14 protein-coding genes are annotated in these 14714 nt (G+C 34.6%); all 14 read left to right on the top strand.

The features are described 5' to 3' along the window. Nucleotides 1-79 precede the first annotated feature (79 nt). The 14 genes from ABS764_RS13050 (at nucleotide 80) to ABS764_RS12985 (ending at nucleotide 14660) form a co-directional block, all read left to right on the top strand. A complete protein-coding gene (locus ABS764_RS13050) occupies nucleotides 80-1033 on the top strand; it encodes a GDP-L-fucose synthase family protein (protein WP_408082244.1) in 954 nt (317 codons plus the stop codon). Nucleotides 1034-1142: 109 nt separating this feature from the next. Next, on the top strand, nucleotides 1143-2267 hold the full coding sequence (gmd, locus tag ABS764_RS13045; protein WP_073246672.1) for a GDP-mannose 4,6-dehydratase: 1125 nt from the start codon (nucleotides 1143-1145) through the stop codon (nucleotides 2265-2267). A gap of 3 nt (nucleotides 2268-2270) precedes the next feature. Then, complete coding sequence (locus ABS764_RS13040) at nucleotides 2271-3341, top strand: acyltransferase family protein (RefSeq protein ID WP_408082243.1); 1071 nt, start codon at nucleotides 2271-2273, stop codon at nucleotides 3339-3341. Between the two features lie 94 nt (nucleotides 3342-3435). Next, the gene (locus ABS764_RS13035; RefSeq protein WP_408082242.1) at nucleotides 3436-4728 is read left to right on the top strand and encodes an MATE family efflux transporter; all 1293 of its coding nucleotides are present in this window, start codon (nucleotides 3436-3438) and stop codon (nucleotides 4726-4728) included. Between the two features lie 25 nt (nucleotides 4729-4753). Beyond that, nucleotides 4754-5332, top strand: coding sequence for an acyltransferase (locus ABS764_RS13030; protein WP_408082241.1), 579 nt, complete (start codon nucleotides 4754-4756; stop codon nucleotides 5330-5332). 43 nt (nucleotides 5333-5375) lie between these two features. Continuing rightward, nucleotides 5376-6494 (top strand): glycosyltransferase family protein, encoded by a 1119-nt coding sequence (locus ABS764_RS13025; RefSeq protein WP_408082240.1) that lies wholly within the window; start codon nucleotides 5376-5378, stop codon nucleotides 6492-6494. Nucleotides 6495-6505: 11 nt separating this feature from the next. Further along, entirely contained in the window at nucleotides 6506-7096 is a 591-nt protein-coding gene (locus ABS764_RS13020) for an acyltransferase (protein ID WP_408082239.1), read from the top strand. Next, nucleotides 7093-8355: a glycosyltransferase family 4 protein gene (locus ABS764_RS13015; protein WP_408082238.1), complete on the top strand. Its 1263-nt coding sequence runs from the start codon at nucleotides 7093-7095 to the stop codon at nucleotides 8353-8355. Before ABS764_RS13020 ends, ABS764_RS13015 begins: the two co-directional genes overlap by 4 nt. Beyond that, entirely contained in the window at nucleotides 8346-9644 is a 1299-nt protein-coding gene (locus ABS764_RS13010; protein WP_408082237.1) for a hypothetical protein, read from the top strand. The genes ABS764_RS13015 and ABS764_RS13010 overlap by 10 nt, the downstream gene beginning before the upstream one ends. Beyond that, nucleotides 9645-10814 carry a glycosyltransferase gene (locus ABS764_RS13005; RefSeq protein WP_408082236.1) on the top strand — a complete coding sequence of 390 codons (1170 nt, stop codon included), beginning with the start codon at nucleotides 9645-9647 and terminating at the stop codon, nucleotides 10812-10814. Nucleotides 10815-10876: 62 nt separating this feature from the next. After that, nucleotides 10877-12055, top strand: coding sequence for a glycosyltransferase (locus ABS764_RS13000; RefSeq protein ID WP_408082235.1), 1179 nt, complete (start codon nucleotides 10877-10879; stop codon nucleotides 12053-12055). Continuing rightward, on the top strand, nucleotides 12055-12606 hold the full coding sequence (locus ABS764_RS12995; RefSeq protein WP_408082234.1) for a WcaF family extracellular polysaccharide biosynthesis acetyltransferase: 552 nt from the start codon (nucleotides 12055-12057) through the stop codon (nucleotides 12604-12606). Before ABS764_RS13000 ends, ABS764_RS12995 begins: the two co-directional genes overlap by 1 nt. 73 nt (nucleotides 12607-12679) lie before the next feature. Continuing rightward, the gene (locus tag ABS764_RS12990; RefSeq protein WP_408082233.1) at nucleotides 12680-13765 is read left to right on the top strand and encodes an acyltransferase family protein; all 1086 of its coding nucleotides are present in this window, start codon (nucleotides 12680-12682) and stop codon (nucleotides 13763-13765) included. Between the two features lie 133 nt (nucleotides 13766-13898). Further along, a complete protein-coding gene (locus tag ABS764_RS12985; protein ID WP_408082232.1) occupies nucleotides 13899-14660 on the top strand; it encodes a glycosyltransferase family 2 protein in 762 nt (253 codons plus the stop codon). The last annotated feature ends 54 nt before the right edge of the window (nucleotides 14661-14714 follow it).

Below are 14714 nucleotides of genomic sequence, written 5' to 3'. Positions count from 1 at the left end.
TTGTTAAAAATCCAGTACCTTTATAATGAAGATGTTGTAATTGCATTTCTAAATTAATTTTAAATAAAATAGTCTTAAAATGATTGATAAGAATTCTGTAATATATATTGCCGGACATAAAGGGATGGTAGGTAGTGCCATTTGGAGAAAACTGACTAGTGAGGGCTATGTTAATCTTAATGGGATCTCAAGCAGAAAATTGGATTTAAGAGACCAGAAAGCAGTTCGTAAATACCTTCAAAAGACAAATCCTGATGTTATCATTGATGCTGCAGCAAAAGTAGGAGGTATTTTGGCCAATAATAATTTTCCCTATGAATTTCTAATGGAAAATATGCAAATTCAAAATAACCTTATCAGCGAAGCCCATTATCTGGGAGTAAAAAAATTCATTTTTTTAGGGAGTTCCTGTATTTATCCAAAATTAGCACCACAACCTTTAAAAGAAGAGTATCTACTAACTGCTCCTTTGGAAGCTACTAATGAATGGTACGCTTTAGCAAAAATTACCGGTGTGAAATTATGTGAAGCTATACGTCAACAATACGAAAAAGATTTTGTGAGTCTGATGCCTACAAATTTATATGGAACTCATGATAATTTTGACTTAACAAGTTCGCATGTTTTACCTGCAATGATTCGTAAATTTCATGAAGCTAAAGAAAATAATAATGCCGTAGTAGTGCTTTGGGGAACCGGAACACCCATGCGGGAATTTCTTTTTGTAGATGACATGGCAGCGGCAGTAGTTTTTGCATTAGAAAATAAATTACCTGATTATCTCTACAATGTAGGTACAGGAGAGGATTTAACCATCAGTGAATTAGCACTGATGATTCAAAAGATTGTAGGTCACACTGGCGATATTGTCTGGGACAGCACTAAGCCGGACGGAACTCCCCGCAAATTAATGGATGTTTCCAAAATGCACAGTATCGGATGGAAACATCGGGTCAATTTAGAAAGCGGTATTCAGAAAACCTATGACTGGTTTTTGGAAAATATCGAAAATTTCAAAATAAAAGAATTTTAAATTCCCGGAGTTCCGGTTATAATTTTCCTGTTTAAAATTACAATACAACTTTAAACTTTAACACTTTTGCGATTATTCGCCTAAATGCCTTGTGCCTTATATTAAAGATATGAATCAGATAAAAAAAACAGCTTTCATTACGGGAGTAACAGGTCAGGACGGAGCTTATTTAAGTGAATTTTTACTTAAAAAAGGCTATATCGTTCACGGATTAAAAAGACGTTCTTCATTATTTAACACGGACAGAATTGATCATTTGTATCAGGATCCGCATGTTGAAAACCGAAATTTCATTTTGCATTATGGCGATATGACTGACAGTACAAATCTAACGCGACTGATACAGGAAATTCAGCCTGATGAAATTTATAATTTGGCAGCTATGAGTCACGTAGCCGTATCATTTGAAACTCCGGAATATACCGGAAATGCTGACGGTTTAGGAACTTTAAGACTCTTAGATGCAGTTCGTTTGTTAGGGTTAGAAAAGAAAACACGCATTTATCAGGCGTCAACTTCTGAATTGTACGGAAAAGTACAGGAAGTACCGCAATCTGAAACAACACCATTTTATCCACGCTCTCCTTATGCAGTAGCTAAAATGTATGCTTTCTGGATTACGGTAAATTACCGAGAAGCTTATGGAATGTATGCCTGCAACGGAATTTTATTTAATCATGAATCCCCTATTCGTGGAGAAACCTTTGTAACCCGTAAAATTACAAGAGCGACCTCAAGAATTGCTTTAGGATTACAGGACAAATTGTATTTAGGAAATCTGGATGCAAAACGGGACTGGGGGCATGCTAAAGATTATGTACGAATGATGTGGATGATTCTACAGGCTGAAGAACCGGAAGACTGGGTAATAGCTACGGGAACAACCACTCCTGTTCGCGAATTTGTACGCATGAGTTTTGCTCAGGTAGGGATTGAATTAGAATTTAAGGGGGAAGGTATTGATGAAAAAGGCTATGTAAAATCCTGTAGTGATCCTGATTATCAGGTAGAAATAGGCAAAGAAGTTCTGGCGGTTGACCCGGAATATTTCAGACCTACCGAAGTAGATTTACTAATAGGTGATGCCACAAAAGCACAAACTAAACTGGGCTGGAAATGCAAATACGATTTAGCAGAACTGGTAAAAGACATGATGCAATCAGATTTAAAACTGATGAGAAAAGACCAATATCTGAAAGAAGGAGGTTATACAATCTTAAATTATTTTGAATAAAAAATGCTAAAAAAAATTGTAAATATTTCTCCGGGAACTTTCAGACTTATTTTAGCTTTAACAGTTGTGGTATTTCATGCTGTTTCCTTTATATCTTTTGGTCACGCCGTGGTATATATGTTTTTTGTACTAAGCGGTTATTGGATTTTTAAGATGTATTCAGAAAAATATTTAAAATTTAATGATTCTTATTGGGTGTACCTGAGAAGCAGGTTTTTAAGATTATATCCTGTGTATTGGGTGATTTTATTTTTCACATTAAGCTGTTACATCATTCTGCCGGGAGTTTGGGAAGTGGTTTTAGAAAATTCTAAAGATAGCGTAATTTCTAATTTTGTTTCTAATTTCTTTGTTGTAGGCAACGGAATAAAAAACAAGTACTGGTTTATACTTCCTGCCTGGTCTCTGGCAGTTGAATTACAATTTTACATTATAGCTCCAATTTTAGTTTGGCTGCAAAAAAGTAAAAAAACACTTTTTACCTTTTTTATAATAAGCAGTTTAGTCGTAGTAATTTTAGTTTATTTCAAAGCAAAAGTTACGGGATATGATTCTGTTTTATTGTATTTGCCTTATTTTTTACTTGGTGGTTTAGTCTATTTCTGGGATTTGAAGGTGAATTATAAATGGGCAAAAATAGCTTTGCTGCTGGTTATCAGCTTAATTGTAGTAAGTCATTTTTTTACAGATTTTCGTATGATTTTGTTAGATAAAGAAGAACGCTATATCTTCTTAGGGTACTCTGTTTCTGAAGTTTTTAACTGCGTACTAACAGTAGTTATTTTACCTTTTATTATTTATAACATCAGACAGCCGGTTAAAGATTTTAAAAAAGATTCTTTGCTTTCTTCTATGTCATTTGTAGTTTATCTGCTGCACTGGCCATTATTACAAATTTATTCTCTGGCGGTTCAGACGGCTGCCTCTGGCGGTATTAAAATCATTTATGCATTCCTTTACTTTACAGGTTGTATAGGTTTTTCTTATCTTTTAAGTAAATATGTAGACATGGAATTGGAAGATAAACGAAGAGTCTGGATGAAAAAATTTATGCAAAAAAGAGCCATAATTTAAAACAGTTTTGATAAAAAATCTAAATATTAAGTTCCGGCAACCCTTTGTTGGCTATCGATTTTGTATAAATAATTATAGAAAACAAAATACCCAAATGTTACAAAAAATTAAATCCCATAAATATTATGATAAAACACTTCAATGGGGAAAAAAAATAAGCATCACCGGATCAGCTCAGATAATTATTCAGGCGGTAGGTTTTGCAAGCGGAATTTTAATCATCAGACTTTTGTCTACTCAGGAATATGCGCTGTATACATTAGCTAATACCATGCTGGGAACAATGATTATGCTGGCAAACGGAGGAATCTCGACAGGAATAATGTCTATTGGAGCAAAAGTTTGGGAGGACAAAGAAAAGTTAGGTGTGGTTTTAGAAACAGGACTGGAATTAAGACGGAAATTTGCAATAGTGAGTTTATTAGTTGCCACTCCAATTTTAGTTTATTTATTAGTACATAACGGAGCCTCCTGGGTAACCACACTGCTAATTGTAGCCGCACTTATACCCGCATTTCTGGCCGCTTTGTCTGATTCCCTTTTAGAGGTTGTACCTAAATTGCATCAGGATATCCATCCGTTACAAAAGAATCAGGTTATCGTAGCTATGGGACGGCTTTTGCTCAATGTGTTGTTAGTATTTTTATTTCCGGTAACCTTTATAGCGTTATTAGCCAATGGAATTCCGCGTATTTATGGAAATATTCATTTAAAAAAAATTGCTTACAATAATGCCGATTCAACACAAAAAACAGATGAAAAAGTAAAAAAAGAAATCCTGTTTTTTGTAAAAAGAATGCTTCCGGAAACTATATTTTTCTGTATTTCAGGTCAGATAACAATCTGGCTTCTGTCAATTTTCGGTTCAACAAATTCTCTGGCAAGTATTGGTGCAATAGGCAAACTTAGTATGGCTTTTAATTTGTTTTCGGTAATCTTTGGTATGCTGATAGTTCCCAATTTTGCTAAGTTAAAAGAGGATAGCGGCTTACTTTTAAAAAAAATCTTCTATGTTAGTATTGGATGCATTATTTTGTCTCTTTTCGCTATTTCTTTTACTGATTTTTTTTCGAAAGAACTGCTTTCTATATTAGGTAAAGATTATAAAAATCTGAATTTTGAATTAGTACTCAGTATCATAGGTGGATGTATCACTTTTTTTCAGGGATGTATTTTTGGTTTAAACAACAGCCGGGGATGGATTATAAATCCGCTTATTTACATCTCCATTATGATTGTAGTGCTTATAGTGGCAGTACAGTTAATAGATGTTTCTACTTTATCAGGAGTCCTTTATTTAAATATTGTTGTGGCGTCCTCACAAGCTCTAATGCTGCTTTATTACACTCTTTTCAGAATTTTTAAGATTAAAAATCAAGTGGTTTGATATGCAGCCATTAAATAAGAAATAAATGCAAAACAGTTATTTTTTCCAGCAATCTCTTTTTGTAATCAGATACCGTTATTTGATGAAAATGAGTAGTTTTTTTAGAAAAAATTACTATCGCTTACAGGGAATGAGAATTGGAAAAGGAACAGTAATCCCTAAACTTTACACTACCTGGCCTCATCAGGTTGCTATAGGGAATAATTGCATACTGGAACACCATATCTATTTTAAATATGATGGTATCTGGAAAGAAGGTTTTTCAATTGAAATTGCTGATGATGTTTTTATAGGATCGGGTTGTGAATTTAATTGTACAAGCAAAATTGTAATAGGCAAAGATACTTTGATTGCATCAGGTTCCAGATTTATTGATCACAACCATGGCACTTCTGTAGAACATATCATGCGTAATCAGCAATCTTCACAACAAGCCATAGAAATACAGGAGGATGTCTGGATTGGTTGTAATGCAGTGGTACTTAAAGGCGTAATTATAGGAAAAGGAGCGATAGTTGCTGCCGGATCAGTGGTTACAAAATCAGTGCCATCTTATGAAATCTGGGCCGGAGTTCCCGCAAAAAAAATTGGTTACAGAAAATGACATTCTGCAAAACTGAAGAGACAAACAAGTAACAGTGTAAAGAATGATAAAAATACTTTTTTTATGCGGATCTGCGGCTCCGGGCAAAGATGGAGTGGGGGATTATACCCGCCGTTTTTGTGCAAGATTAATTCAATTAGGACATGAAGCTCAGCTTTTATCTTTGTGTGATCTGCAGGCGGAAGCTTATATCAGTGAAAATCAAATTGTCGAAAAAACAGCTGTATTGGCACACCGAATTCCCAGGTCTGTAGAAAATATGCAGCGGTTGTTATGGGTACAGTATATTATAAACGACTTTCAGCCTGATTGTATTTCTTTGCAATATGTACCCTATAGTTTTAATCGTAAAGGATTGCCTTTCTGGCTGCCTTCTTTTTTAAAAAAAATAAAAGGGAATCATCAATGGCATATTATGTTTCATGAACTATGGATCGGAATGGATGTAAATGCTTCATTGAAAAACAGGATTATTGGTTTTTTACAGAAACTTTTAATTCTGAAAATGTTGAGGACTAACTCCGGCATAACAATTAGTACTCAAACACATTTATATCAATCTAAACTGGCATATTTAGGATATGATGCAACGATACTGCCTTTGTTCAGCAATATTATTAAAAAGTCAGTTACAGTTAAAGAATTCGCTGAAGAGGCTGAAGAGCTGAGGTTCTGTATTTTTGGAACAATTCATTACGGCGCACCGGTAACGAAATTTATTGAGGATTTAAAGCAGGTTCTTACTACAACAAAAAATAAGAAATCATTAAATTTTATTTTTATAGGTCACTGCGGCACCGCTATTGAAGAATGGAAAAAAGTCCTCCAAAAACATCAGATTAATTTTGAAATTACAGGATTTGTTACTGATCAGGAAATCAGTTATTTTTTGTCACATTCTCATTATGGTATTTCTACAACTCCCTATATCTTAAATCAGAAAAGCGGCAGTCTCATGGCTATGTTTGATCACCATATACCTGTTTTATGTGTAGCCAGAAACTGGGATGTGAAAGGGTTTAATCAGCAAAGTTTCTCAAATCTGATTAATTATAAGAATCAGGAGTCAGTAAAAGAATTTCTGGATAAAAAGTTTATCGCATCTACTGAAAACAAACTGGAATCAGTTGTATCACAATTTTTAAAAGGATTAAGAAAATAAGGAATCAGTTTATGGCGAGTATAAAATATTTGTGGAATAACAGAGTACAGTTTGATCTATTTAGTAAACCTTTTTTTATTTGCTGGGCTAAACGGCTACTAACTTTTCCTGAATTAGTTAAAAGCAGCAGCAGAAGAAAAAATCTCATAAAAAAGGGTGCAAAAATAGCTGAAACAGCCGAAATAGGAATTGCAAAAATCGAAGGCAAAAAGGAATATTTGTCCATTGATGCCTTTACGACACTAGGCAGAGTAGAAATTGCTCTTCATGAAAAAGTGAGTATCGGTAAATATGTTTGTATAAATGACGGAACAGTAATTCTGAGCGCCTCACATGATGTTTCAGATCCCTTATGGCGCCATAAAAAAGTTCCCGTTCTTATTAAAGATTATGCATGGATAGCCACTAATGCAATTATTCTGCCTGGTGTTACTATTGGTAAAGGGGCAATCGTGGGAGCCGGAGCTGTTGTAAGTAAAAATGTCAGTGATTATGCAATTGTAACAGGAAATCCTGCGAAAGAAATTGAAAAAAAAAGAACTAATGTGCTGGATTACAATCCGTGTGATTTTCTTGCAGCAAATAACGCCTGGCTAAAATGATACTATTTTCACATCCAACCTTAAATGCAAATGCAAAGGCATTAATTAACGGTTTATTAAAAAATAAGATTTTATATAAACTATTCACATGCATCGCCATTTTTGAGGAACAGTTCTTATTTAAATTGGGAGAGAATCCTAAACTGAAAGATTTAAAAAGAAGAAGATTAGCGGCTTCATGGAAACCTTATACACTATCTAGATCTTTTTTGGAATTTGGACGTTTACTAGCTTCAAAATTGAAATTAAATTATCTGATCAAACACGAAAAAGGAGTTTTTTGCATTGATAAGGTATATAAAAATCAGGATAAATGGGTAGCCAGAAGTTTAGCAAAATCAAAAAAACAAGGATTAAAGGCTGTTTATGCTTATGAGGACGGAGCGTTAAAAACTTTTACAAAAGCAAAAGAGTTAGGCATTAGCTGCATTTATGATTTGCCTATAGGATATTGGAAAAGTGCCCGCTTATTGATGGAAAAAGAATTCGAAATTAATCCTGATTGGTCAGATACGCTGACAGGGTTTACCGATTCAAAAACAAAGCTGAATCAAAAAGATCAGGAACTGGCCTTAGCAGATGTCATTTATGTTGCCAGTAGTTTTACAAAAAAAACTTTAGAAGATTATTCCGGTAGTTTAGCAGAAATAAAGGTAATTCCGTATGGTTTTCCTGAAGTCAGTATTAAGAAAGAATATACCGCTCTTGAAGGACGAAAACTCAGAGTTTTATTTGTAGGAGGGCTGTCTCAACGAAAAGGAATTTCTTATTTGTTTGATGCGGTCAACGGATTGCAGGATAAAATAACGTTGACTGTTGTGGGACACAAAGCAATTCCTGATTGTGTTGCTTTGAATGATGCTTTAGAATCCCACAACTGGATTCCTTCGTTATCCCACGATCAGGTATTAGCCTGTATGCGTGAGCATGATGTTTTTGTTTTTCCTTCTCTTTTCGAAGGCTTTGGACTGGTGATTACAGAGGCAATGTCTCAGGGAGTTCCGGTCATTACAACAGATCGCACCGCCGGACCTGATTTGATTAATAACGGTGTCGATGGATGGATTGTTCCTGCAGCTTCATCAGTGGCTATAAAAGAAGTATTTCTTCAGATTCTAGAAACCCCGGAAATACTAAAACAATTTGGACTTGCAGCTCAAAGTAAAGCTAAAACAAGACCTTGGTCTGTTTATGGACAGGAAATGGCTGAGTCACTTTCGTCATTACAGGCAATAAAAAATCAGAATACATGTATCTAACAAAAGAAACCACTGCGCCATCCCACAATTATCTCAAAGGAGCTATCTGGCTTTACTTTATACTTTGGATATTTGAAGGAGCTTTACGCAAATGGATTTTACCCGGACTAGCTACACCATTATTGGTGGTAAGAGATCCTGTTGCCATTTATATTATTGTGCAGGCTTTTTATTCAGGTGTAAAATTTCTTAATCCGTATGTTGTTTTAGGTTCAGTATTTACCCTGTTGAGTTTAGCCATTACGTTAACTTTTGGGCACGCTAATTTATTTGTTAGTTTATACGGAGCCCGAATTATGCTGCTTCATTTTCCATTAATTTTTATAATTGGTGCTGTTTTTAGTAAAGAAGACGTACTCCGGACAGGTTACTTTTTTATGTGGACAAACATATTAATGGCCGTAATTGTTTACTTTCAATTTATCAGTCCGCAAACAGCTTATATAAATGTAGGTCTGGGAGGCGAGGGAAGTTCCGGTTTTTCGGGAGCAATGGGGTATAGTCGGCCTTCGGGAACTTTTTCCTTCATTACCGGTTTGTCCTGTTTTTATATTGCAACCGCTGTTTACATCTTTTATTTTTGGTTGTCTAAAGAAAAATGCTCCAAATTTTTATTGATTAGCAGTACACTGGCTTTAATTTTTGTGATGCCGCTTACTATTAGCCGTGGTGCAGTTATGGGAGTTCTTGTAGTAGGTTTTTTCTCTATAATGGGTTCCAGTACGAGTGTAACCAGACTATTTAAAATTCTTTCGATTATTATAGTTTTTGTCGGAATCGTTATTATCCTTAACAGTACAACATCTATTTTTAGTTTGGGAACTGAAGTTTTTTTAACCCGTGTAGATAATGCCAATCAGGGGGGAACAATCAAAGAATCAATTTTCTTAAGAATGTATGATAGTTTCAAGGATCCCATCATGGATTTGTTTGATAAACCGTTGTTTTTAGGCAATCTGGGAATGGGGACAAATGCTGGAGCCCAAATGCTGAATGGAAACAGGCATTTTATAATTTCTGAAGGAGAAATAGGCAGGCTGGCGGGGGAGCAAGGCTTAATTTTTGGAGGTTTACTCATTGGTTTACGGTTATTTTTATCTATTGATTTGTTTTTATCTTCTATCAAAGTTTTAAAAAAAAACAATGATATCCTCCCTGTAATTTTTTGTGGTACTGTCTTGTTAGCCATCACTCAGGGGCAATGGGCACAACCCAGTATTCTGGGAGCAGCCATAATAGTTTCAGGACTTTTACTAGCGAGTATAAACAGCGATAAAGAAATAAATTAGATGAAAATTATACTTTTTACTCATCCGGATTTTTTAGCTCACCAAAGTATGCCCCGATTTGCCCGGATGATAAGTGAGGGCATGGTTCAAAAAGGACACGAAGTGATTGTATGGAGTCCTCAAGCATTTTTTTTTAAACTGGCTTTGAGAAAACCATTTTTGCAAAAATGGCTGGGTTATCTGGATCAGTATATTGTATTTCCCCTGATAACCAAACTAAAAGTAATTGGTTGTACAAGCGATACTTTATTTGTTTTTGCCGACAATGCTTTAGGGCCCTGGATACCGTTAGTTCATAAAAGAAAGCATGTGGTACATTGTCATGATTTTTTGGCACAGCAATCTGCTTATGGATCGTTAGCAGAAAATAAGATTGGAATAACAGGCAGGTATTATCAAAAATTTATTCATTGGGGATACAATAAGGCTGAAAATTTTATTAGTATTTCAATTAAAACACAAACTGATTTACACTCTTTTTTAACAAAGTCTCCTAAATTTTCAAAAGTGGTTTACAATGGTTTAAATCAAAAAATTGAACCTGCAAAAAATAAAGCAGTGATACGCCAGTTATTAACGGCTAAATTTGGGATTGATTTATCGCAAGGATATATTCTGCATGTAGGAGGAAATGCTTTCTATAAAAATAAATTAGGAGTACTCGAAATTTATGATCAGTGGGCTCAGGAATACAATACACAAGTACCTCTGGTTTTAGTGGGCGAATCTCCTTCTTCGGAATTAGTTGTGTTTAAAGAAAAATCTAAATTTTCAAAATCTATTTATTTTATTACCAATATTGATGATTTTCAGTTACAGCATTTTTATCAGGGCGCTTCTGTAATGCTTTTTCCCTCTCTGTATGAGGGTTTTGGATGGCCAATAGTAGAAGCAATGGCAGCGGGTACTCCGGTAATTACTACTGATGAAAATCCGATGAAAGAAGTAGCCGGAAATGCAGGTTTTTATATACCTAAAAAAGTATTTCAGGCAGAAGAATTTACAAAATGGAAAGCCATTGCCGCCAGAGAATTAGAAAAGGTTATGCAGTTAACTCCGGAGCAAAATAGATTAGCGATTGAGAAATCGATTTTGCGTTCAAAGGAATTCTCATCTCAGGGTTTTGTGAATGCCATAGAAAAAATATACAAACAAATTTTGCTGAATTAAAAACAGGTTTCAGTATTAAAATGATTTTTCCAATCAGTCAGTAACATCCAAAATCATCCAGCATGCAACTACTCCATGTAATAAACTCCATGAGTCCTCTTTCAGGCGGAACATCCCAGGCTATTCGTAATATCATTCCTAATCTTGAGTCTTTGAATGTAAAGAATGATGTTGTTTGCCTTGATGCCGCAGGACAGGATTATGGAGTAAGAGACAATTTTAATATATATAAAATAGGCAAAGGTAAAACCAGTTACCAGTATAGCCCCGTATTAGTAGACTGGTTTCAAAAGAAATTACAGTATTATGATGTTGTCGTTGTTCATGGTATCTGGCAATATGCAAATTACGGAATGTATAAGGCTATAAAAAAGATAAAAAAATCACAAGCTAAACTGCCTAAAGTAATTATTATGCCTCATGGAATGCTGGATCCGTATTTTCAAAAAGCTACAGACCGGAAATGGAAAGCATTACGAAATGAAATAGTATGGAGACTGACAGAAAAAAAAGCAATTAATGCTGCCGATGCTGTCTTTTTTACCTGTGAGGAAGAGTTAAATCTGGCGCGTACCACTTTTAGAGGTTATAAGCCAAAATTAGCAATTAACGTAGGAATCGGAATTCCTAATCCTCCTGAAGAGACTGCTGAGATGAGGGCCGCATTTAAACAGCTTAGCCCGTCTGTTCCAAATAATTATTGGCTTTTTCTAAGCCGGATACATCCTAAAAAAGGAATAGATCTTTTAATCGCTGCTTACAATAATCTATGCCTGAAAACAAGAAATATTCCCGATTTAGTTATAGCCGGTCCTGCTAATTCAGCGTATGCTGAAGAAATGATTGCAATGGCCAGAGATAACTCTAAAATTCATTTCATAGGAATGTTGTCCGGTAAGGCCAAATGGGGTGCTTTTTACGGTTGTCAGGCTTATTTATTACCCAGTCATCAGGAGAATTTCGGGATTGCAATTGTTGAAGCAATGGCATGTAAAAAACCGGTACTGATAACTAAAAATATTAATATCTGGAGAGAAATTAAAGCAGATAACTGCGGATGGGTTTTAGAAGAATTAACGGTTACAGCTGTAGAACAACAACTTCAGGAAATAGCAGCCTTGCCTGTTGCAAAACTGAAACAAAAAGGTGTTCAGGCCAAGCAGACTTTTGAAGATAAATTTAATGTCCGGAATCAGTCTAAGATATTTGTTTCAACCTTAAATAATATAATCAAAGCCTAATGCTGAGCAGAGTAAGATTAGATGAATTTGATGCATCAAAAGGACTAAATCGCGGAACAGGAAAATTAAAAGAGATTTTATGGTATGCCGTTAAAGTGCTTTTTTTTCTTAGCCCTGTTCCTTACCCATCCGGTTTTAAACGCAGCTTGTTAATACTTTTTGGAGCAAAAATAGGAAAAGGTGTTATTATCAAACCGCGTGTAAACATACATTTTCCCTGGAAACTTAAGGTAGGCAATCACGTTTGGATTGGGGAAGAAGCATTTTTATTAAACTTCGAATTATTAACTATCGGTGATCATGTTTGTATAAGTCAAAGAACTTTCCTGTGTGGTGGAAATCATGATTACAAAATTCATTCCATGCCCTATAGAAACGGACCTATTGTTTTAAAAAACGGTTGCTGGGTGGGAGCAAATGTTTTTATAGGACCTAATGTCAGTATTGGGACAGATACTATCATATGTGCCGGATCAACGATTACTCAGAGCTTAGCAGAAAATGGGATTTACAAAGGAAATCCGGCAGTATATCTGAAAAACAGATGGTAGGTTTTAAAAAATTATAAGCGGTGGAAGCTCATTAAAAACATCTTGCTTTTTGCAGGAATTCTAAAACAAACAAATGGAAAAATTAATTAAAAGAAACAGTACAATTGATGCGTTTAGAGTGTTTGCAATATTTGGTGTAATTGCTATCCATGTTCAAAGTAATACGGATAGTGCTGAAATGGTGGGACGTTTATTTGCCGGTTTCAGAGTCCCTTATTTTTATATCGTTTCCCTTTTTTATTTAATTATTGGTTTAAAAAAGAGAAAAGATGATGATGTAAATAATATTGTAAACAAAATTTTTTACAGATTAGTAGTCCCTTATCTGGCCTGGACCATCATTTATGTTAGTCTGCGTTTGATTAAAGCCGCTTTTTTCGGAGAACCATCTAATGTAGTGTTCTGGAGAGTATTATTTTATGGAGATGGTGCGGTACAACTTTATTTTATTCCCAATCTGCTTTCGATGCAGGCCATCATCATTTCAATCTATTTATTGCTAAAAGGTAAACTTAAAAATAAGCTTTGGGCGATTGTTATTTTGTCATGTGTAGTTGTTTTTTTGACAATTGGAATTTTGAAAAATTCTTTTGCTATTTCTACGGGATTTATATTTGTTGGTATTCCGTTGTTCATCTCACTTGCATTTTCAGCGACATTTTTTAATGCCAATGAAAGAAACGCTGTAAATATATACATGGGGTCACTCATTATAGTGGTGACAACAATTTTTAATATCATTCCTTTCTCATTTAGCTTTTTCGGGTATAATTATATTTCTCCTTTTATGGCATTTGGAATATTAATATTATGCATTGGTTTATTTGATCAGTTTCGTTTACCCTCAGCATTAACTTCGGCTACTTTTGGAATCTATCTGAGTCATGTGTTGTTTCTGGAGATATTCGAATTTATCATTAGTCAGGGCCACATTATTTTATATTATGATTTAACCGTGAAATTACTGGTAACATTTTTCATCTTTCTTTTTTCATTGACAGGCGTATTTATTATGAGGAAAAGCAGGATTTTAAGGTTTTATTTATTAGGTGAAAAAGCAACTGATAGCGAAAAAGTTACTTCTGATTTGGATTATATTGTTTCCTGTTGCAGAAAAATTCAATATTTAGCAGTGCCTAAAAAAAATCAAAAAAACTAACAAGTTCTCTGTTTGTGAATAATGGTTAGTAAACCAACAAACATTTTCATTACAACTTATTATTACAACTACTCTTCTCTCTTTTTCAATGGAGGAATCCACTTTTTTTTGCTAAAATTTAAAATTAATTATCATGAAAATAACTGTCATAACCGTGTGTTACAATAGGAAAGCTACTATTGAACAAGCCATCAAAAGTGTATTGGAACAAGATTATCATGATATAGAATACATTATTATCGATGGTAATTCTTCAGATGGGACTAAAGAAATTATTGAATCTTACAGAGATAAAATAAGCGTATATCTATCAGAACCAGACAAAGGAATGTATGATGCCATAAATAAAGGAATCAATTTAGCAAGCGGAGAAGTAATCGGGCTGATGCACTCTGACGATGAATTTTATGACTCGAAAACGATTAGTAAAATAGCGGCAGGTTTTGAACAATACCATTCTGCTGACGGGATTTACGGCAATGGAATTTATGTGTCTAATGATACACAGGAGCGGCTTATAAGAAATAGAATAGGTGGCATTTTTAGCCTTAATAAAATAAAAAGAGGCTGGCTGCCTTTGCATCCAACCGTGTATTTAAAAAAAACGGTAATAGATCGATACGGACTTTATAATCTTGATTTTAAAATAGCTTCGGATACAGAATTTTTACTTCGCTATTTGTATAAATACAAAATAAACATGATGTATGTTGATAACTACATTGTTAAAATGAGAATGGGAGGGATGAGTACGAATGCTAAACGTGCTTTTGAGGTTTTATATGAAGATTATAAAATATACAAGTACCATGGATTAATGGCTTTTCAAACTGTTTTCCTAAAAAAAACCATTGCCTTAAGACAGTATCTGGGCGGATTTATAAACATTTCTTAGAATAAAACGAACTCTTTTTTTATTCTGTAGAACGAACTAAAATCACTACTAAAC

Source organism: Flavobacterium plantiphilum, assembly GCF_046000495.1.
Lineage (GTDB): Bacteria > Bacteroidota > Bacteroidia > Flavobacteriales > Flavobacteriaceae > Flavobacterium > Flavobacterium plantiphilum.
This window is presented reverse-complemented; position numbering and strand designations above follow the sequence as displayed.